At 33.3% G+C, this 20,696-nt stretch carries 20 protein-coding genes; 10 read left to right on the top strand and 10 right to left on the bottom strand.

The window, feature by feature from the left end:
- Window positions 1–88: 88 nt before the first annotated feature.
- Window positions 89–826: an FkbM family methyltransferase gene (locus E0F89_RS00850; protein ID WP_131907977.1), complete on the bottom strand. Its 738-nt coding sequence runs from the start codon at window positions 824–826 to the stop codon at window positions 89–91.
- A complete protein-coding gene (locus E0F89_RS00855; RefSeq protein WP_131907978.1) occupies window positions 819–2,138 on the bottom strand; it encodes a lipopolysaccharide biosynthesis protein in 1,320 nt (439 codons plus the stop codon). Before E0F89_RS00855 ends, E0F89_RS00850 begins: the two co-directional genes overlap by 8 nt.
- Window positions 2,139–2,393: 255 nt before the next feature.
- Here E0F89_RS00855 and E0F89_RS00860 point away from each other — a divergent pair, with 255 nt between their 5' ends.
- The 3 genes from E0F89_RS00860 (at window position 2,394) to E0F89_RS00870 (ending at window position 5,809) form a co-directional block, all read left to right on the top strand.
- Window positions 2,394–3,377: a UDP-glucuronic acid decarboxylase family protein gene (locus E0F89_RS00860; RefSeq protein WP_131907979.1), complete on the top strand. Its 984-nt coding sequence runs from the start codon at window positions 2,394–2,396 to the stop codon at window positions 3,375–3,377.
- 307 nt (window positions 3,378–3,684) lie between these two features.
- Window positions 3,685–5,037 carry an exopolysaccharide biosynthesis polyprenyl glycosylphosphotransferase gene (locus E0F89_RS00865; RefSeq protein ID WP_131907980.1) on the top strand — a complete coding sequence of 451 codons (1,353 nt, stop codon included), beginning with the start codon at window positions 3,685–3,687 and terminating at the stop codon, window positions 5,035–5,037.
- Window positions 5,021–5,809, top strand: coding sequence for a glycosyltransferase family 2 protein (locus tag E0F89_RS00870; protein WP_243699452.1), 789 nt, complete (start codon window positions 5,021–5,023; stop codon window positions 5,807–5,809). The genes E0F89_RS00865 and E0F89_RS00870 overlap by 17 nt, the downstream gene beginning before the upstream one ends.
- Here the strand turns inward: E0F89_RS00870 and E0F89_RS00875 are convergent.
- Window positions 5,806–7,116 carry a phenylacetate--CoA ligase family protein gene (locus tag E0F89_RS00875; protein ID WP_131907981.1) on the bottom strand — a complete coding sequence of 437 codons (1,311 nt, stop codon included), beginning with the start codon at window positions 7,114–7,116 and terminating at the stop codon, window positions 5,806–5,808. The genes E0F89_RS00870 and E0F89_RS00875 overlap by 4 nt on opposite strands.
- Before the next feature lie 132 nt (window positions 7,117–7,248).
- On the opposite strand from E0F89_RS00875, the gene purD reads away from it, so the two are divergent.
- On the top strand, window positions 7,249–8,523 hold the full coding sequence (gene purD / locus E0F89_RS00880) for a phosphoribosylamine--glycine ligase (RefSeq protein ID WP_131907982.1): 1,275 nt from the start codon (window positions 7,249–7,251) through the stop codon (window positions 8,521–8,523).
- Between the two features lie 30 nt (window positions 8,524–8,553).
- Here the strand turns inward: purD and E0F89_RS00885 are convergent, their stop codons facing one another.
- Window positions 8,554–8,784, bottom strand: a complete 231-nt coding sequence (locus tag E0F89_RS00885) for a DUF6341 family protein (protein ID WP_131907983.1) — start codon at window positions 8,782–8,784, stop codon at window positions 8,554–8,556.
- Window positions 8,785–8,927: 143 nt separating this feature from the next.
- Here E0F89_RS00885 and E0F89_RS00890 point away from each other — a divergent pair, with 143 nt between their 5' ends.
- Window positions 8,928–9,857, top strand: a complete 930-nt coding sequence (locus E0F89_RS00890) for a DUF6427 family protein (RefSeq protein WP_131907984.1) — start codon at window positions 8,928–8,930, stop codon at window positions 9,855–9,857.
- Here E0F89_RS00890 and upp read toward each other — a convergent pair.
- Window positions 9,852–10,505: a uracil phosphoribosyltransferase gene (gene upp / locus E0F89_RS00895; protein ID WP_131907985.1), complete on the bottom strand. Its 654-nt coding sequence runs from the start codon at window positions 10,503–10,505 to the stop codon at window positions 9,852–9,854. The two genes, E0F89_RS00890 and upp, sit on opposite strands and share 6 nt — an antisense overlap.
- An 86-nt stretch (window positions 10,506–10,591) precedes the next feature.
- Between upp and E0F89_RS00900 the strand changes: the two genes are divergently transcribed.
- The 4 genes from E0F89_RS00900 to E0F89_RS00915 all read left to right on the top strand — a co-directional run bounded on the left by E0F89_RS00900 (window position 10,592) and on the right by E0F89_RS00915 (window position 16,181).
- The gene (locus tag E0F89_RS00900) at window positions 10,592–11,197 is read left to right on the top strand and encodes a DUF4254 domain-containing protein (RefSeq protein WP_131907986.1); all 606 of its coding nucleotides are present in this window, start codon (window positions 10,592–10,594) and stop codon (window positions 11,195–11,197) included.
- A gap of 112 nt (window positions 11,198–11,309) precedes the next feature.
- Complete coding sequence (locus E0F89_RS00905) at window positions 11,310–12,305, top strand: glycosyltransferase family 9 protein (protein WP_131907987.1); 996 nt, start codon at window positions 11,310–11,312, stop codon at window positions 12,303–12,305.
- A gap of 243 nt (window positions 12,306–12,548) precedes the next feature.
- A complete protein-coding gene (locus E0F89_RS00910) occupies window positions 12,549–15,332 on the top strand; it encodes an outer membrane beta-barrel family protein (RefSeq protein ID WP_165929956.1) in 2,784 nt (927 codons plus the stop codon).
- Between the two features lie 87 nt (window positions 15,333–15,419).
- Window positions 15,420–16,181, top strand: a complete 762-nt coding sequence (locus E0F89_RS00915) for a GLPGLI family protein (protein ID WP_131907989.1) — start codon at window positions 15,420–15,422, stop codon at window positions 16,179–16,181.
- 61 nt (window positions 16,182–16,242) lie between these two features.
- On the opposite strand, the gene E0F89_RS00920 is transcribed toward E0F89_RS00915, so the two are convergent.
- From E0F89_RS00920 to E0F89_RS00940, 5 genes are all read right to left on the bottom strand, one after another.
- Complete coding sequence (locus tag E0F89_RS00920; RefSeq protein ID WP_131907990.1) at window positions 16,243–16,551, bottom strand: hypothetical protein; 309 nt, start codon at window positions 16,549–16,551, stop codon at window positions 16,243–16,245.
- Between the two features lie 30 nt (window positions 16,552–16,581).
- On the bottom strand, window positions 16,582–16,875 hold the full coding sequence (locus tag E0F89_RS00925; protein WP_131907991.1) for a type II toxin-antitoxin system RelE/ParE family toxin: 294 nt from the start codon (window positions 16,873–16,875) through the stop codon (window positions 16,582–16,584).
- Window positions 16,868–17,119, bottom strand: coding sequence for a type II toxin-antitoxin system ParD family antitoxin (locus E0F89_RS00930; RefSeq protein WP_131907992.1), 252 nt, complete (start codon window positions 17,117–17,119; stop codon window positions 16,868–16,870). The genes E0F89_RS00925 and E0F89_RS00930 overlap by 8 nt, the downstream gene beginning before the upstream one ends.
- 177 nt (window positions 17,120–17,296) lie before the next feature.
- Window positions 17,297–17,659: a hypothetical protein gene (locus tag E0F89_RS00935; protein ID WP_131907993.1), complete on the bottom strand. Its 363-nt coding sequence runs from the start codon at window positions 17,657–17,659 to the stop codon at window positions 17,297–17,299.
- A gap of 218 nt (window positions 17,660–17,877) precedes the next feature.
- A complete protein-coding gene (locus E0F89_RS00940) occupies window positions 17,878–18,930 on the bottom strand; it encodes a ferredoxin--NADP reductase (protein ID WP_131907994.1) in 1,053 nt (350 codons plus the stop codon).
- A 124-nt stretch (window positions 18,931–19,054) separates the two neighbouring features.
- Here E0F89_RS00940 and E0F89_RS00945 point away from each other — a divergent pair, with 124 nt between their 5' ends.
- Entirely contained in the window at window positions 19,055–20,524 is a 1,470-nt protein-coding gene (locus E0F89_RS00945; RefSeq protein WP_131907995.1) for a DUF5687 family protein, read from the top strand.
- Window positions 20,525–20,696 lie beyond the last annotated feature (172 nt).

A 20,696-nucleotide genomic window follows, 5' to 3' on the forward strand; every position in this document is an offset into this window, starting at 1 on the left:
TTTATAATGATGAAAAAGTGACGAATCCTTTTAGATTTTAAGTCATAAAAATAAAACGAGAGACTTCGGATATTAATTTAAAATGTTTTTATTTAAAAAAAATCCCATCTACTTCAAGCTGTTCCCCGGTTTTTTTATTGTAAAATCCATTTTCTAAGGCGTGTAAACGGAATCCCATATTTTTCAGTTTTGCTTTCATGTCATGAAAAGTCATTGCGCCTTCGTAGGAAGGAATAAAAGCCATCTCTATTTGAATTCCTGATACATATTGCAATGATTTTTCTGCGCCCAGCAACACCATTTCCTCATATCCCTGTGTATCGATTTTGAGATAAATATTTTTGTCTTTTAAATTTAATTGATCAAAAACACTGTCTAATTTCCGAATTTCGATACTTTCTTTTTGGACAAAACGCGCTTCATGAGCACTTTCGGTGAGCTGCGGCAGGTTTTCTAAAAGAGAACTGCTTACGGAATTTTTGGCGACATTTATTGTGGTTTCACCATCTCTTTCTCCAAGCGAAAAATTATAAACCTGCCAATTGGAATCTTTTGCTGCAATTTTTTTTAATTTCAGGAAAGCTTCCTTCATCGGTTCGTATGAAATGATTTGACCTTTGAAGCCAAGATTTCTCATTTCGCCACCATATTGCCCAATGTTAGCGCCAACATCAATAATTACATCAATGTGATGATGATTGATTAGTGCCATTCTTCTGGACAGCAACTCTGTGGGATACTTCGTGATTTCAAATCCGGTTAAGGCATTTAAAAAACGTTTAATTCGGAGAAGAGTGCTTTTATTTTTATATAAAAATTTATTCATTTTTTTTCAAATTTGCAACAATTTTGTATGCTTCAATAGGTTGGACAATTGCCCAGATTGCAAGACAAACAGCTGAGGATAATACGACGCTTGAAATCCCAAAATCTAACTTTATAAACAAATACGAAAGCGGAATTTTTAAAGTTACACTCATCATTAAAAGTACTAAAATACTTCTCAAATTTCCTATTCCGTTAAAAAAGTAACTGTAAAAAGTGGTGTAAATTCGCAATGATGTCAGTATAGCAACGGTAATTATTAGAAAAGGAGGAACACTGAAATCTTCAGAAATCCAAATTTTCATAATGGCAGGAGCAATTATTGCACAAAGTAACATTCCAATTAAAATTAAAGCGTAAAAATAATTAAATTTTTTAAAACTCATTTTGAACCAGTCACTGTTTTTTTCTAGGTAATTTTTTGAAAACGATGACCACAACGGCGCCATTCCTGCCATAAGAATCATTAAAGGAAAATGAAAATATTTTGTTGTAATATCGTAAGGAACTACTTCTTTTGGTCCGAAAAAATAGGCGAGAATATAATTATCGGATGCAAATAAAAAGAATGTGAATACTTGTATCACCATGTATTTAAAACCTAAACGATACATTTCATTCAGGTTGTTCTTTGGTATTTTTATGGTATTAAACAGGCTGATTTTTTCTGTTCTAAAAAAATAAAAAGTGTAAATAAAATTGACTATAAAACAAATAATTCCGTTAATGCAACTTATGAGATACAGTTTTGATTCTTCTTTTAGTGAAGGAAAGAAGAATAACGGAATGAGTAAAAATACTAAAAAAACAATTTGGTTTACTGCGATTGATTGTTCAGCAAACTTTCCTCTATGAACGCCAACATACAATGCTTTATGGGTATTTAATATAAAATTGACACAGAAAAAGAATATGTTTAGAAGAAAGAGTTTGGTAACAAAAGTGTTTTCAAAAGGAATATTCAGTACGGACTGAATATCAAAAAAGACTACAAAAGCACTAAATAAAAAGAATATTGCAATTGCGATATAACAGCAACTGACATATGCTGCTTTGATGTACGCGCCTATTAAGTTGACATTTCCTGAATGTTGCAGTTCTGGAATTTTAGTTTTTAAAACGCTGGATAATCCAAAATCCATCATTAAAACCCACTGAAAAAGTGTAAATACTAAAACCCAAACACCATAATTGGTACTCCCCAGATATTGGATCAGCAGCGGAATGGAGACAAATAGAGACAGTCCAGAGATGGCTTTATAAAAAGCACTCATAAAAAGATGATTGTTTAGCAAAGGCTTTAATCGGGACATGTGACTTTAGAGGAATTATGAATTTTGATTTTAAGGAGAACAGATTTTCAAATTTTATGTTCTTGCTGTCTGTAGATTTTAAAAATCAGCTCCTCAACAGTAGCTGTTTACTAAAAAGGACATCATAAACAAATTTTTTTTGATCGTTTTAAAATTATACTATACCTACAAATATAATTTTATATCGAGCAAATCCGTCTTTACAGTAAAGAAATTGTCATTTGTTTTTATATATTGCAAATATAAAATTAATTTATGAAAAGAATACTTATCACTGGAGCAGCCGGATTTTTAGGATCACACCTTTGCGACCGTTTTATTAAAGAAGGTTATTTTGTCATTGGAATGGATAATCTCATCACGGGAGATTTAAAAAATATCGAACATTTATTTAAACTGGAGCACTTTGAATTTTATCATCATGACATCACTAAGTTTGTCCATGTTCCCGGTAATTTAGATTATATCTTGCATTTTGCTTCACCGGCAAGTCCAATCGATTATTTGAAAATACCAATTCAAACCTTGAAAGTAGGTTCATTGGGAACCCATAATCTTTTAGGTTTAGCCAGAGTAAAAAAAGCACGAATTCTTATTGCATCCACTTCAGAAGTATATGGAGATCCTTTAGTTCATCCGCAAACGGAAGAATATTATGGCAATGTAAACACGATAGGACCAAGAGGTGTATATGACGAAGCGAAACGTTTTCAGGAATCTATTACCATGGCGTATCATACTTTTCATGGCGTTGAAACCAGAATTGTTCGAATTTTTAATACGTATGGTCCCAGAATGAGATTAAACGACGGTCGCGTAATTCCTGCATTTATTGGCCAGGCAATTCGCGGCGAGGATTTAACCATTTTTGGTGACGGAATGCAAACGCGTTCGTTCTGCTATGTGGATGATCAGGTAGAAGGAATTTTCAGATTACTGCATTCGGATTATGTTTATCCGGTAAATATTGGAAATCCGGACGAAATCACCATCAAGGATTTTGCAGATGAAATTATAAAATTGACCGGAACGAATCAGAAAGTAGTTTATCATCCTCTGCCTATCAATGATCCTTTACAGCGTCAACCTGATATCACAAAGGCTAAAAACTTGTTGGGATGGGAAGCGAAAGTAGGCCGCGCCGAAGGAATGAAAATTACATATGATTATTTCAAATCGTTATCTAAAGAAGAGCTTTCTAAAGAAGAGCACAAAGATTTTTCGAAATACATCTTTTAAATAATTAGGAAGTACTTTACGAAGACTTCCTTTTTTTATGCTTTTTTAACTCTTATTGCAATACATTTTGTTTTTTATCGCGGTTGTATAGTTTTTTTATGCCGTTAATAATTTTAAATGCAAATAAATTAACTCACTTTTGTAATTAGTTTAGCGATCACAAGATACTTGCAGCATTTGCGCGCGATTGCAGTAGAGCAAATTATCAGCACGTTTTTAAAAAACATAAATGCAGTGCTGAAATTGCTTCGACTTTAGAACTAAATCATAAATTAAGATAATACAATTTCGTTAAGTATATATAGTAGTGAAGACAAAAACAGGAAGATATTCAGGCTATATTCGCCCTTTTTCTTTTATTTTAGACTTAATAATCATCAATGTCGTATCTGTTTATTTGATGGATTTAGATACTCATTCCTTAATTTACCCCTTACTTATTAGTTGTGTTTGGTTTTTAATCGCTGCAAATCTTGGTTTTTATGAAGTGTACAGATATACAAAAGTAATTTCTATTTTAAATTGTGCTTTCAAACAAGGAGTGGTTTTTTTACTGTTTTGTCTCGCAATCGCTTTTTTTTATTCTGATAAATTCGATTCAAAAGAAATCGTTCTATTCACTTGCGTTAGTCTTGCCATTATCCTGATTTTTAAATTATTTATTTATTACTTCCTTAAAAAATACAGAGTGCTGTTTGGAGGGAATTTCAGAACGGTGGTGCTTTTAGGAAATGCGAAGAATATTGCTCCATTGCAACATTTTTTCACAGAAAACCCGGATTACGGATACAAATTAGAAAAGGTATTTGATTTAGGACATGACAAGAAAAGTCATCTTTTAGAGAGCTTCGACTTCGTTTTGCAAAATGAAATTGATGAAATTTACTGTTCAATGAGTGATTTAACGCACCAACAAATCAGTGACATTACTTATTTTGCCGATAATAATTTGAAAACTTTGAAATTCATCCCTGATGAAAAACAAATTCTATCGCGAAATTTCGTCTTCGAATATTATGATTATATTCCGGTAATTTCATTAAGAAACATTGTATTGGACGTTACGGCAAATAAGGTTGTCAAACGTGTTTTTGACATTTTATTTTCGGCGGTAATAATTCTGGCAGTATTGTCTTGGCTCACACCGATTTTAGCACTTATTATAAAAAGAGAGTCTAAAGGACCACTGTTTTTCGTGCAGAAAAGAAACGGATTAAATTACAAAGAATTTAATTGTTACAAATTTAGATCGATGGAGCTAAATGATCAAGCGCATTTAAATCAGGTTTCTAAAAATGATAAGCGTATTACTAAGACCGGGCGGTTTATTCGAAAGACCAGTATCGATGAGTTGCCACAGTTTTTTAATGTATTTTTGGGCGATATGTCCGTTGTAGGACCCAGACCACACATGGTAAGTCATACCGAAATGTATGCCTTAAAAGTTGATAAATTTATGGTAAGACACTTTATAAAACCTGGAATTACAGGACTTGCTCAGACTAAAGGATTTCGTGGTGAAGTTGAAACAGATGATGATATTATAAACAGGGTCAAATTCGATATTTTTTATTTAGAAAACTGGTCTATTTTATTGGATATAAAGATTATTTTTAACACCATATACAATACCATAAAAGGTGATGAAAAAGCGTATTAAAATGGAAAAACCGCTTGTGTCAATAATTACTCCTTCTTTTAATTCTGAAAAATTTATCATACAAACCATTCAGTCTGTGCAGGATCAAACCTATCAAAATTGGGAAATGATTATCGTAGATGATGCTTCTACTGATAAAACTTCTTCAATTATAAAGGAAATTGCCGCTGGAGATAAGAAGATACGGTTTATTCAGCTCGATAAAAATTCCGGAACCGGAATTGCCAGAAATACCGCTTTAAATGAAGCAAAAGGAAAATATATCGCATTTTTAGATGCAGACGATTTGTGGAAACCGCAAAAGCTGGATAAACAAATTGATTATCTTACACAGCATAATCTGCCATTTACTTTTTCATTCTATGAATGCATTAACGAGGAAGGGGAATCGCTCAACAAAAGGGTAGAAGCGCCAAAAAATCTCTCATACGTTCAATTATTCTTTTGTAATTATGTTGGGAATCTAACAGGAATTTATGACGCAGATTACTTCGGAAAAATAGCTGTTACTTCAATAAGAAAACGTCAAGATTGGGTTCTTTGGCTAACTATTCTGAAAAAAATTAAAAGTGCAGGTCCTGTTGCTGAAAGTTTAGCGTATTACAGAATAAGGAAAAACTCAATTTCAGCTTCAAAATTCGATTTGTTGAAACATAATTTTGCGGTTTATAGAACTTTTCACCGATACAATGTAGCAGTTTCGCTGATATGTATGATTGGGTTTTTAGCAACCCAATTAATCATTAAACCTCATTATAGTAAAAAGCTTTAAATTGTTGATTTAAACTGCTTCAGTTTGCCGCTAACGCTACGTTTTAGAACTTTTTTTCGGGTAAATATAAAATTCAAATCCGGTTCGAGATATAATTCAATCGCCTTTTTAATCTTTTTTATTTGTTCCAAATTCAATTCAGTTTCGCTGACATATTCAATTTCAAAGGAATCTATTTTGGTTTGTTTGATAACAAATTCTTTTACGTTTCCGTCGTCCTCAATAATGCTTTTTGTCACGTAATAAAACGTCAAACCGGGTGATTTTTTCCCACTTGGCAAAACCGCAACATCATTTGTTCGTCCTATTAATTTCTTGAGAATGGTTTTTTGTAACGTGCTTTTTTCATCCAAAATTCCAATATCGCCAATGTCATAGCGTATAAAAGGATGCGCTTTATTGAACAAGGAGGTAATGACGATTCGGCCCGAAGTACCATTTGGAACTGCTCTATTATTTTCGTCCAAAATCTCTACAAATAACGTTTCTGAATTCACTTGCCATTCTCCTTCCTTATTCTGAAAAGCAATTAAATCCAATTCCGAAGCGCCGTATTCATTGACGATTGGTACTCCAAATTGTTTTTCTAAAAGGAGTTTGTCGTCTTCAAAAAGCATTTCAGAAGTTACCATGCATACTTTCAAACTTGGACAAATTGTTGATAATACGATGTTTTTCTTTTGTAAAAATTTGGCAAACAAAACTATCGAACTTGTATACCCATTGATGTAATCGAATTTTTTATTTTGAAATTTTTTCAGAATTTTTTCTAAAACAACATCCGACAAATCGAAAATGGAGAAGCGAAACCGATGGCTCAAAAAGTCCTTGAAACGTTCTTTTTTGTTGCCAATAAAATCCATTGGAATGCCATAAAAGCGTGCTTGGTAGGAAGTATTAAAATTAATTCCATACCAACCAAAACGGTATATATTGGAAGCCCAAGTCAACGCATGACAGTATTTGTCCTTGGCAAAAATAAACGGAGTTCCGCTGGAACCGGATGTTTTGTTTATGTAACTGTTTTTTGTTGAATACCCTTTCGAAAGCCTTTCCTGTAAAGGTTTTTGTAAATTTTGTTTGTTTAAAACAGGTAAATCTCCCCAGTTTTTATAGTTTTTTGAGCCGACTAATTCTTGATAAAAAGGATTGTTTTGCAAATGAAAATTGACAATTTCTTGTTTTTTATTTGCAATAAAAACTCCATGTTCTTTTTCTGAAAAAGCTACGATTTTTCGCAATTCGGCTTGGGCTTCCCGAATTGGGAAACCACTTAGTTGCAAAGATAAATCGAATAGTGGGAACATTTTACAGAAATATTTCATCAAAAATAATATTTACCAACAACTAATAATGAAGAACCAACAACTTTTTAAAAAATAATTATTTTTTGAGTTTAAAAGCAATTATTTTTGCAGCACAACTAAACACTACTACACATGACAATTTTACTACTGGGTTCGGGCGGAAGAGAACATGCTTTTGCATGGAAAATGATTCAAAGTCCCTTTTGTGACACGCTTTTTGTTGCGCCGGGAAATGCCGGAACGGCTTCCATAGCTACAAATGTTGCGATCAGTCCAACTGATTTTGAAGCTATAAAAGCCTTTGTTATTCAGGAAAAAATAGAAATGGTTGTGGTAGGACCGGAAGATCCTTTAGTAAAAGGAATTTATGATTTCTTTTTAAACGATACTGCATTAAGTCAGATTCCAGTTATCGGTCCTTCAAAAAAGGGCGCGCAACTGGAAGGAAGTAAAGAATTTGCCAAAGAATTTCTAATCAGACATAACATTCCTACTGCCGCTTACGACAGTTTTACCGCTGAAACTGTCGAAAAAGGATGTGAATTTTTGGAAACATTGCAACCTCCTTATGTTTTGAAAGCCGATGGCTTAGCTGCCGGAAAAGGAGTTTTGATTATTCAGGATTTGGCAGAAGCCAAGGAAGAATTAAGAAACATGCTGGTTCACCAAAAATTTGGAGAAGCCAGTTCTAAAGTCGTTATCGAAGAGTTTTTGGACGGAATTGAATTAAGCTGTTTCGTTCTGACTGACGGAAAAAATTATAAAATATTACCAACTGCCAAAGATTATAAACGAATTGGCGAAGGCGATACAGGTTTAAACACAGGCGGAATGGGAGCGGTTTCTCCGGTTCCTTATGTTGATGCTGTTTTGATGGAAAAAATCGAAACTCGCATTGTAAAACCGACTATTGACGGTTTTCAAAAAGACGGAATTCCATACAAGGGTTTTGTTTTTATAGGATTAATCAATGTCAATAACGAACCAATCGTTATCGAATACAATGTGAGAATGGGCGATCCGGAAACCGAAGTGGTTATCCCGAGATTAAAAACGGATTTAATGGAGTTGTTTTTGGCGGTAGCCAATGAAAAGCTGGATCAAATTAATCTGGAAATTGACGAGAGAAGCGCCACTACAATTATGGTTGTTTCAGGCGGATATCCAGAAAATTTCGAAAAAGGAAAAGTGATTGCAGGATTGGAAACCATTGAAGATTCCATTGTTTTTCATGCAGGAACTAAATTAGAAGACGGGAAAGTTGTTTCAAATGGAGGCAGGGTTCTAGCGGTTACTTCGTATGGAAATGATTTTGAAGAAGCCATAAAAAAATCTTATCAAAATATAGATAAACTACATTTTGATAAGATGTATTTTAGAAAAGATATTGGAAACGACTTAAAATAGTTTCCAGTAGCTGCTACAATTTTTAAAAAATTACTTTAAAAAAGAGTGTGCTGTTGTGTCTTGTTTTTCTGTCCCTGCGTCTTCAAAAATTTTCAATTGCAGGATCCAATAAACCATTGCGGCAGCACAAATGATCATGAAAATCCAGTTGATTGTATTTGCAACAAACCAAGAACTTAATTCTAATGAACGTAAAAAATCTAACGGAGCAAATAGAATGTCAACAAATAAATATTGAATTCCTTCGAAAAAGTCTTTCATAATGTTTATAATTAATTTTATTAATTGTTTTTGAGCAACTCTGGATGTTAAAAGTTCATATTTGAATGAATCTTTTTGAACTTGCAGGGTTTACTTTTTAAACAAGTATTATATTTACAATCACAAAAGTATAAAATATCCGTATGATATCAAGTGTTTTTAGAAAATCTACACCATTAAATTTTTCGTTGGTATTAATTTTAATGCTGTTTTTCTTTTTTATCTATCAAATTCAAGACTTATCCTGGACTAATTCTCTTTTTTTAATCATAAAAAAAATTATTTTGTTCTGCATTGTAATCGCTTCTGTATTTACAGCAAATTTTATTGTAAAGAAAAATGGAATGAGTAAAGACAGTGCCTACACGGTCTTTTTTTATTTTTTATTTCTGTTATTTTTCCCGTCGGTATTAGATAATCTAAACTTGATTGTTGCGAATTTCTTTGTCCTTTTAGCCCTGCGTCGATTGATTTCGATGCAATCCTTAAAGGCGTCCAAAGAAAAAATATTTGATGCGTCATTATGGATTTTTCTGGCGGCACTATTTCATTTTTGGAGTATAATTTTTATTGTTTTGGTGTTTATATCCATTATTTTCCATGTCTCGAGGGATTACAGAAACTGGATTCTGCCGTTTATTGCGTTTTTTATCGCAGGAATATTGTTTATGTTATACGCAACACTTTTCAATATAAATGTGACCGAATATATTAATGCAGGTGTAAAAACCACTTTTGAAATCAATTATTTTACCAATAATTACCAAAACGGCGCTTTGTCCATTTACGCTACAATAGCCCTGTTTTTCGTAGTTTCCATGTTTTCGACACTATCAAGCAGACCACAAATTTTGCATACTTCATTCCAGATAATCATTGCTTCCTTTTTTATTGGAGCTGTAATTTTCTTAATATCATCAAATAAAAGTAATGACTTATTGGTTTTTACTTTTGCACCTTTGGCAATTATGACAACCAGCCACATCGAAGTGCCGCAGCTAAAATTGAAACAGGAAATGGTGCTTTTTGTATTGATTGCCTGCAGTTTGTTTGCTTTTTTCTCCCAATTATAATTTTTCGCCATAGGCTAAATCTCCGGCATCGCCCAGTCCGGGAACGATATAACTGTGCTCATTGAGTTTTTCGTCCAAAGAGGCGACCCAAAGATGACAGTTTTCCGGCAAATGCTGCTCTAGATGCGCAATTCCTTCGGGTGTAGCAATGACTACAGCAATGTGAATTTCTTTTGGTGTACCTCTTTCCATCAATTTATTGTAAACGGCCACAATTGATTGTCCCGTGGCAAGCATCGGATCAACTAATATCAGATTTTTGTTGTTGATGTCAGCAATAGCTTGGTATTGCACCACTATATCAAAGTAATCATCATTGTTGGGATGATGTCTGTAAGCAGAAACGAAACCATTTTCGGCATTGTCAAAATAATTCAAGAAACCCAAATGCAATGGTAATCCAGCTCTTAAAACAGAACATAACACCAATTGATCCTTTATCGCGGTGGTCTTTTTTATACCCAGCGGCGTTTGGATTTCTAAGGGTGCGTAATGCAGTTTTTTGCTTAATTCATACGCCATTATTTCGCCAATACGTTCAATATTTCTTCGGAAACGCATGCTGTCGTTATGAACATTCACATTCCGTATTTGTCCCAAAAAATGATTTAGGACACTGTTTCCTTCTGATAAATAATGAATCTGCATGTTTTTATTTTTGTAATTAAACTTATAGTTATTTTTATATGGTATAAAAGTATAAAAAGTATCTTTGTCTTTTAATATATAAAAATATGTTTTCAAAATTAGCGTATTCCGTTTTCGAACAAAGCATCAAAGATTATCATCAATTTGATAATGTTGATCAACCGATAAATAATCCTTTCCAGAAGGATAAATTTGAACATTTATTGTATCACAAAAACTGGATTGACACCGTTCAATGGCATTTTGAAGATATTATCCGTGATCCAAATATTGATCCTGTTGCAGCTTTGACTTTGAAAAGAAGAATCGATGCTTCTAATCAGGAACGCACGGATATGGTGGAATATATTGACAGTTATTTTCTCCAAAAATACAGTCATGTTGTGGTAAAAGACGATGCAAGAATCAACTCAGAAAGTCCGGCTTGGGCATTTGACCGATTGTCAATTTTAGCATTGAAAATTTACCACATGCAAGAAGAAGCTACACGTGCTGAGGCTTCACAAGAGCACAGAGATAAATGTCAGGCAAAGTTGAATATTTTATTGGAACAAAGAACGGACTTGTCAACTGCTATTGATGATTTGTTGACTGACATTGCAAACGGAGATAAATTCATGAAAGTGTACAAACAAATGAAAATGTACAACGATGATGATTTGAATCCTGTTTTGTACCAAAACAAGAAGTAAAAAAAATATTTTTTGAACCATTAATGTGTTAAGATCCATTAAGTTTTTCTTTATACCTTAATGGTTTTTAAACAATAATTAATTGTCAAATATTATCAAACATTTAGCCGTCATGAGACTTTCCGCAATGGGAGATGTCGCCATGACGGTTCCTGTTTTACGCGCTTTTGTAAACCAGCATCCACAAGTTAAAATCACGGTCATTTCCAGACCTTTTTTCAAACCTTTTTTTGAAGGAATTCCCAATCTTACTTTTTTTGCTTTCGATGAAAAAGAACGGCACAAAGGATTTCTTGGATTGTTGCGTTTGTACCAAGATTTGAAAGGTTTAAATATTGATGCCTTTGCTGACTTACACAATGTACTGCGTTCTAAAATCATCCGAAACCTTTTTGCTTTAAGCGGAAAAAAAGTGGCTTCGGTGGATAAAGGTAGAGCAGAGAAAAAAGCATTGACCCAACCCGAAAATAAAGTGTTCCAGCAACTACCTACGATGTTCGAAAGACACGTCAAAGTATTTGAACAATTTGGTTTTACGGTTGATTTATCCCAATCCGAATTTCCTGAAAAGGCTATTTTAAGCCCTGAAATTTTAACGATAATTGGAGAAAAAAATCAAAAACTAATTGGAATCGCACCTTTTGCACAATACGATTCTAAAGTATATCCGTTGGATTTAATGCAACAAGTGATCGACAAATTAGCTTTGGAGACAACCACTACCATTTTGCTTTTTGGCGGTGGAAAAAAGGAAATAGAACTCTTAAATTCACTTGCTGCTAATAAAGAAAATGTGATTGTTGTTGCGGGTAAAATTAAGTTTCAGCAGGAATTAGAGCTCATTAGCAATCTTGATGTCATGCTTTCCATGGATTCCGGGAATGCGCATATTGCGGCCATGCTTGGTGTAAAAGTCATCACGCTTTGGGGCGCGACGCATCCGTATGCAGGATTTTTACCGTTTAATCAACCCTTAAAAAATGCTTTGGTTTCCGATAGGAATCAATATCCTAAATTACCAACTTCGGTGTATGGAAATAAAAAAGTGGAAGGTTATGAAGATGCCATGCGAACGATTACGGTTGATACAATTCTTAAGACACTCTAGCGGTAAAGTATACATTTAGAACTTATTACACATTTTTTATTTTTGAAGTAATTTTCATGTCATGAGAATTTTAACACATTTATAACATAAACACCTAATTGTGTAGTGAGAAAAATACTATTTTTGATTTTGATATTTTCAGCTTAAACCGTAAAGTTAAGACTAAATAAAAATGTTTATTTGTTAGTTCAGCTTTTTGGAAATACTTTGAAACATTCCATTAACAAAAATATGAAACTATTTATGTCAAAAATTACGGTAACAATTGCAATTTTGTTGATTTTCTCCTTTTCTGCGTTTTCTCAAAAAAATAAACTTTCAGGTATTTTGACCGCTGGAAGTGAAAAAACCCCCATTTACAATTCAGTTGTTGCTTTATTAACTCCGGTAGATTCTGTTTTATACCAATTTACCCGCTCCAACAAAGAAGGTAAATTTGTCCTTAATAATGTAAAACCGGGGAATTACATCGTAATGACTTCGCACAGTCAATATGCAGATTATTTAGACGAAATTACCGTAACTAGTACTGATAAGGATTTAGGAGCCATTGCTTTGATGAGCAAAATGGAGCTATTGCGAGAGGTGGTAATAAAAACGGGATCCATCAAGATTAAAGGCGATACAACTAGTTACAGGGCTAGTGATTTTAAAGTTGATGCCAATGCCAATGTTGAAGAATTGCTAAAAAAATTGCCGGGAATACAAGTTGATAAAAATGGAACCATCAAAGCTATGGGCGAAACAGTAGAAAGAGTACTGGTAGATGGCGAAGAATTTTTTGGTGATGATCCTGGCATGGCTGTAAAAAACCTACGTGCAGATGCTATAAAAGAAGTACAGGTTTTTGATAAGAAAAGCGATCAAGCTGAGTTTACAGGAATAGATGATGGCGATTCAAAAAAAACAATTAATCTTAGATTAAAGGAGGATAAAAAGAAAGGCTATTTTGGTAAAGTAGATGGAGCAAACCAACCCTTTACCGGGTCAGATTCTAGATACAATAGCAATATCATGGTGAGTAGTTTCAAAGGAAAAAGAAAGCTTTCGGCATTTTTGTTAAACGGAAATACGGGTCAAGATGGATTAAGCTGGCAAGACAGTGACAAATTTGGTGGAGGAGACGGAAATGTCAGCATGAGTATGGATGATGACGGAAATGTAAATTACGAATGGACCGGCGGCGATAATGATGGCGAACCTTATGTAGACACTCAAAATGGTTTTATAAAAAACACTAATGCAGGATTGCAATACAACAACAAATGGAATGACAAACATTCCTTAAATTTATCACCAAAATACAACAGTCAAAGTTATCAAAATAATAGCACTAGGAGTACACAAACACAAGTAGGAGCGACTCAATTGAATGAAAATAGAGCAACTGCAAGTCATGTAAATAGAGATAATTTTAAGCTTAATGCGGTTTATGATGTAAAAATGGACTCCGTAAACACCCTTAAATTTACGGCTAAAACTAATTTTTACAATACTGAAAGTGATGAATTCACGACCGGAAATACCACTGGAAGCGATGGATTGTTAAGGAACAAACAAGAACGATTATTTACCACAAAATCAGATAAAGAATCCTTGTCTGCGAGTGCTTTGTTTAAACATAAATTTGTTAAACCACGTAGAACACTATCAGTAAATACGAGTTGGAGTACGTTGAATTCAAATGCTAATAATTTTTTAAAATCGGCTAATGAGAGTTATGAAGGAGGCATTTTTGCCTTTGGTAATGAGGTAGATCAAAATAAAATTGGAGATAAAAGCAATCAAAATCTGGCTCTTAATGTAGCCTATACAGAGCCTATAGGAAAGAAACTTGCCTTGCAATTATCCTATCAAATTACCCACAATACAGGTAATAGTAACTTTGTGACTTATGACTTTTCAGACCTAACAGGCAAGTATGATGTAATAGTCGATTCACTATCAAACCAATTCAAGCAAAGCATTACAACAAATAAACCCGTTCTAAAATTAAGTTATAATGCCAAAAAAATCAATTATAGTTTTGGTAGTGGTTTTGGTTTTACCTCATTTGATTTACAAGATCAAACTTTAAATAAGGAATACAAACGCAGTTTTACTAATTTTTTCCCAAGCGCAAATTTTTCATACAAGTACAAAAGCAACAGCAATTTGCGTGTAAATTATCAAGGTGCAACGAGACAGCCTACTATTGACCAATTACAGCCTTTACGAAACAATCAAGATTTTTTTAACCAAGTGCTGGGAAACCCGGATTTAAAACAATCTTTTACAAATAGCATAAATGTTTCTAACAATAGTTACAGCATTTTGACCGAGACTAATTTTTATCAAAGCCTCTCTTTTAGAACAACCTCAAATTTGATTACTTTCAATAGAGATATTGACCCAGAAAGCGCAAAAACAATTAGTACACCTATAAATACAAATGGTAATTTATCAGCCAACTTGTATATGGGTTACGGGTTTAAAGTCAAAAAAATGAATATGTATGTTAATCTTAGTCCATCTATAAATTACAATAAATCGGTCAATAGCATTAATAAGCAAATCAATAACTCGAATATTTTAAGTTCTAATTTTTCTGTTTACTTGAATAAATCCAAAGAAAAGAAATACGATATCAATCTAAGTAATACTTTCTCAAACAGCCGTAACAGTACCTCTCAAAACAATGAAGTAAAATCATTTAATACCAATAACCTTGGTTTAGATCTTGCCGTTTATTTTAGAGAAAAATGGAAATTATCAACGGATTATAATTTGTATTCTCGCCAAAAAACAGTTGATTTTCAAACCAATCTTACCAATCAATTGTGGAATGCCAGGTTCCAACGTACCTTTAAGAACGATGAGTTTACCGCTTATGTAATGGTGCGCGACATTTTGAATCAAAACATAGGTATTAGCAGATTTGTTTATGAAAACACAATTGGCGAAGAGCGAAATGACAGACTCCGACGCTATGCTATGATAGGTTTTACGTGGAATTTTAAAAATAAAAACGGCATCGAAAAAAAATAAATAAGCCCATATAGGAATTGTAATTCAGCATCGAAAAATGTCAATATTTTTAAAATAAACCATCTCACTACTTTAAAATACAACCCAATGAAATCAATATATTTTTATATCACATTATTTGTTTTTACTACAGGATCCTATGCACAGCAATTTGTAGATAAGGCTGTAATTGAGTATGAAGTCAATACCAATCTCAAAAAAACAATGAGCAATGACAGTTGGGATGAAATGATGAAAGAAAACTTATCTGATTTAAAAATATCGTATTACACCTATACTTTTGAAGACAATAAAAGTGTATATATGTTCGACAGATGGAGTCCAAAAACAAGAATACCAAAACATGAGAAAGAAGCTGACGAAGAAAACACTTGGTTCTTTGATTTTACAACCAGAAAAATGAACCTACAAAAACAAATTGTGGGTACTAATTTTGTTATTGCAGATAGTATTCCGAACATTGAATGGAAAATCACAAACGAGCGCAGAGAAATAGCGGGCTATAATTGCCGAAAAGCGGTTGGAAAAATATTTGATGATGTTTATGTGTTTGCTTTTTATACAGACGACATAACCATTACCGGCGGTCCATGTAGTATAAATGGTTTGCCAGGTATGATTTTAGGACTTTCGATACCTAGATTGTATACGTCATATATAGCAACTAAAGTAGATTTAAAAATCAAAGATAACACAGTGATTAAACCTAGTACAGCTAAAAAAACTTATGATTTTAAAGAACTAAAAACATTAATAGAAGAAAAAACAAAGGATTGGTTTACGTACGGAGAGGACAAGGAAGAGAATAAAAGACAAAAAAATATGTTTTTGTGGAATGCTTTTTTGTAATACTCTGACTGTAAATCAAATTACTGATTGTTGAAAATTCAGTTTTAAAAAAAGATTGCAATTAAAGCCAAATTTTCTCGTCTTGACAACGCTTCAAAATATATCTTTTTAAATTCGAAATAGTTTCCTGATAATTTGGCACATCATACCCAAAACGCTCGTGTTCGGCTTGTTCTTTTTCGATAGCATCACAGCCTTTTATGACTTCTTTAAGCATATCAAGCATTGCTAATTCTTTGTTGTTTGTTTTTTGAAATTTGAATTCCACGATTTCATCTTGCAATTGCTCACAATATTCCAAAAGTTGTGCTACTTCTGGTTCGTCAAGAAGGGAAGCGTTGTTTTTGAATATTTCTCGAATGGATTTCATATAAAAAATAGTTTAAAGTCTCATTTTAGTTTAAAGCTTAGATTTCAAATCCATTCTTTCGTGAAGAATTCTTATTATTTCTATTTCTTTAACCGAAATAATTCTATAAAAAATAATGTGATGATTGGTTTTAAATCCTAAAAGATTAGGCTGAATTAGCTCATAATTTTTCCCAAAGTTGGGATAATTTGCTAATTCCTGACAAGATTCTAATAGGAGTTTATAATACTTATTGGCTTGTTTTTCTGACCATTCCTCATAAGTGTATTCCCAGATTTCAGCTAAATCGTTAACAGCTAAATTGGTTAAATAATATTTAGCCATTTGCTTTTTTCTTTGCTTGTAACGTTTCTAAGTGTTTTTTTGGATCAAAGTCTTTTGCAAATCCACTATCAATACCTTCCTGAATGGCATTTTTTAATAGTAAAACTTTATCTTCTTCCTCTTCTAGCATGCGGAGTCCGGCTCGAATTACCTCACTAGCATTTTGAAACCGACCTTTTGAAATACTTTTTTCTACAAAAGTTTCAAAATGATTTCCTAAAGAGATTGACGTGTTCTTTCCCATGATTTTAATTTTTTACTAAAGTACCAAAAATTGGTAACAATTTAAATATTTTTTATAAAAAATTAACGTTCTTTCCTCTTCGCTAGGGTTCTGAGATTATGTTAAGATTGTTGTTATGTATTGTCACATTAAATTAAGCACTATATGTAAAAGCGCAAAGTCTTTGTTGTTAGTGTTTTATCCTTTAGTAACTAGGTGTTTTTCTACAGTTTCATCATTAAATTTTATAATTAAGCTGCCAGTGTCTATTCCCGAATGAGCATATCCCAAAAAATATCTGAATGTTTTGGGAGTAGAAAAGGTACTGTCTGGTTTTCCAAGTAAATTAATAATTTCGCTTTTTTTCATTCCATTTAATTTATAATTATTTCGCAAACTATTCATCATATCCCATCTTAGAGAAAAGTCATTCTCAGAATTCATATCTGTCGTTTTCCACTTTTGAGAATTAAATTTTTCGCCAGACACTTTTCCACGCAATCCAAAACCTAAAATAAATATGAGGATAAGAATTATTGTAATTGCTGTTGTCTTTTTCATATTATTACTTTTTTTAAATTGCTCACAACTCGTTTGCATTTATGATAGATTCAAATCTAACAAACTTAGCGATATAAGTATGAATCTATGAAACTAACCCAAAAACTGCGTATATCTTGATTGTACTATTATTTTACTAATATACTAAAAATCCCAACCTCTCAAAAACAAAAAAACTTCCCTTTTCAGAGAAGTTTCATTTATAAGTAATTTATTTTTTAAACATCATCATAATCTACATAGATAGTTTCTGATGTTGGATGAGCTTGACAGGTAAGAATAAGTCCATCGGCGATTTCTTTATTGGTAAGAATAGAATTTTTAGTCATTTCGGCAGTTCCTGAGGTAACTCGAGCCAGACAGCTACTGCATATTCCGCCTTGGCACGAATACGGAGCATCAATGCCTTGCTTTAAAGCGGCATCAAGAACGGTTTGTTTTTGTGACATTTCGAAAGTTGTTTCCTCGTCATCCACCATGATGGTAATTTTTGAATGACCGCCTAACGATTTTTCTATTTTATTTTCTTTCGTTGAAGAAGCAAATAATTCAAATTTAATATTCGATTCTTTTACGTTGTGTTCCTTCAAAACTCCAGAAACAATGTTGATCATTTCTTCCGGTCCACACAAATAGAACTTATCAAATTCTAATTCCTTGTGCTTGTTATTCAGAACAAAATTCACTGTCGATTTCTCTATTCGTCCAAAAAAAGCAGGTTCCACTTTGGCTTGACTGTAGACATAATGTACAAAAAGTCGTCCTACATATTGCAGTTGCAAATCGTGTAATTCTTGGTGAAAGATGGTTTCTTCAGGCGTTTTGTTCCCGTAAACCAATACAAAAGAACTCTTCGGTTCGTTTTTCAATACTGATTTTAAGATAGACATCACGGGAGTGATTCCGCTTCCGGCAGCAAAAGCCACGTAGTTTTTTTGTCGGTCCGCTTGTGGTTCAAAAGTGAATTTTCCTTCCGGTTTTCCTACTTCAAGAACATCACCAGCTTTCAGTTTTGTGTTGGAAAACTGAGAGAAAGCGCCGTTTGCGACCGCTTTCACAGCAATGCGTAATTCCCCGCTGTCAGGAGCTGAGCATATAGAATACGCACGACGAATTTCTTCACCGTCCAAGGTTAATTTCAGATTGATATATTGACCGGCGACAAAAGTATAATTCGCTTTTAATTCCTCAGGTACGTTAAAAAGTATGGAAACAGCGTCTTTGGTTTCGCGTTTTACTTCTTTTATGATTAATTTCAAAAAGGATGACATGATATTTTTTTTGCAAAAGTAGGAAATGGCAAATAAATGGAGATTAAAAATAAGTGTTTTTTTATATTTGATGTAACGTTTTCTTATTTTCATGTACCTACAGTTAAACCAAAATAACCAAACTATGATTCAAAAATTCCTTTATCTCGAATGGAAAGCATTTTTTAGGTCAGCTTCCTTCGCTACTAATTTGGCTTTGAAAATCCTTATGGGTTTTGTTGCTATTTACTTCATTTTAATATTCTTAGCATTAGGAGTCGGGATTTTTTATCTTCTAAAAAAAATGAACTTTGACCCAATCGTGACGGTAAATAAATTCATTATTTATTACATATTAATGGACTTAACGGTCCGATTGCTGTTGCAAAAAATCCCAGTGATGAACATTCGTCCCATGTTGATTTTCCCGATAAAAAAGTCCACAATTGTTCACTTTTCTTTGGGAAAAACAGTTTTGTCCTTCTTCAATTTGGTACATGGTTTTTTCCTGATTCCGTTTAGTATTGTTTTAATGATCGAAGGCTATAATGTACTTTCCGTAGTGCTTTGGTTTATTGCGCTCTACTCTTTACTATTCATCAACAATTTTCTAAATATTTTACTGAGCAATAAGGATAATTTATTTGCTATTTTCTTAGGAATAGCTGCCGTTTTAGGAGGATTGCATTATTACGAACTCTTTGATATCACAGATTATACAGCGCCATTTTTCAATGCAATTTTTAATACCTATTGGGCTTTTGCCATTCCGCTGTTGTGTTTGATCGTTATATATTATGTTACTTTTCAATATTTCAAAAAGAATTTATATTTGGATGCGGGATTGTCTAACAAACACGATGTTGCAAAAACGGAAGAGCTGACTTGGTTAAACCAATTTGGAACTATAGGAACCTTTTTGAAAAACGACATTAAATTAATCAAAAGAAACAAACGGTCAAAAACTACCGTGGGATTAAGCGTGATGTTCCTTTTTTATGGCTTTCTTTTCTTTACTAATGCAATTGAAGTGTATAACAATCCTGTAATGCACATTTTTGCCGGAATTTTCGTTTCCGGCGGATTTCTGATTACTTTCGGACAATTTGTGCCCAGCTGGGACAGCGCGTATTACCAGTTAATGATGACGCAAAATATTCCGTACAAGGGCTATTTGAGTTCAAAATGGTGGCTGATGGTGATTGCTACAATAGTGACCACGACAATTGCCTCGTTCTATCTGTATTTTGGATGGCAGGTATATTTGACAATAGTTGTAGGCGCCATTTATAATATTGGAGTCAATTCTCATTTGGTATTGCTGGGCGGTGCGTACACGAAAACACCAATTGATTTAAGTTCCGGAAAAGGCGCTTTTGGCGACAAAAAAGCGTTCAATGTAAAAACCATGCTGATTTCACTTCCGCAATTAGGATTACCCGTTTTACTATATTGGTTGGGTTCTAAATATGCGAATCCAACGTTAGGCTTAGCGCTGGTGGCAGGGGCAGGAGTGATTGGTTTTGCGCTGAAAGACAAAGTTTTTTCGGTAATTGAAAAAATCTATAAATCAGAAAAATACGCAACTATCGCGGCTTACAAACAAAAAGGATAAGTAACAATTAGAGTAACCAACGCGACAAACGCTTTAAGTCCTATTTTAGACTTGCAGAAGGGAAACGATTAAAATAGAACGATGCATCAAGCCTTAATTTTACTTAATAACTTAATGGTTTTTAAAAAAAAAATTTTTTAATTTTCAAAAGCTTTTGCCTCAAATAACCAGT

The sequence above is a fragment of the Flavobacterium caseinilyticum genome (assembly GCF_004349085.1).
Taxonomy (GTDB): Bacteria; Bacteroidota; Bacteroidia; order Flavobacteriales; family Flavobacteriaceae; genus Flavobacterium; species Flavobacterium caseinilyticum.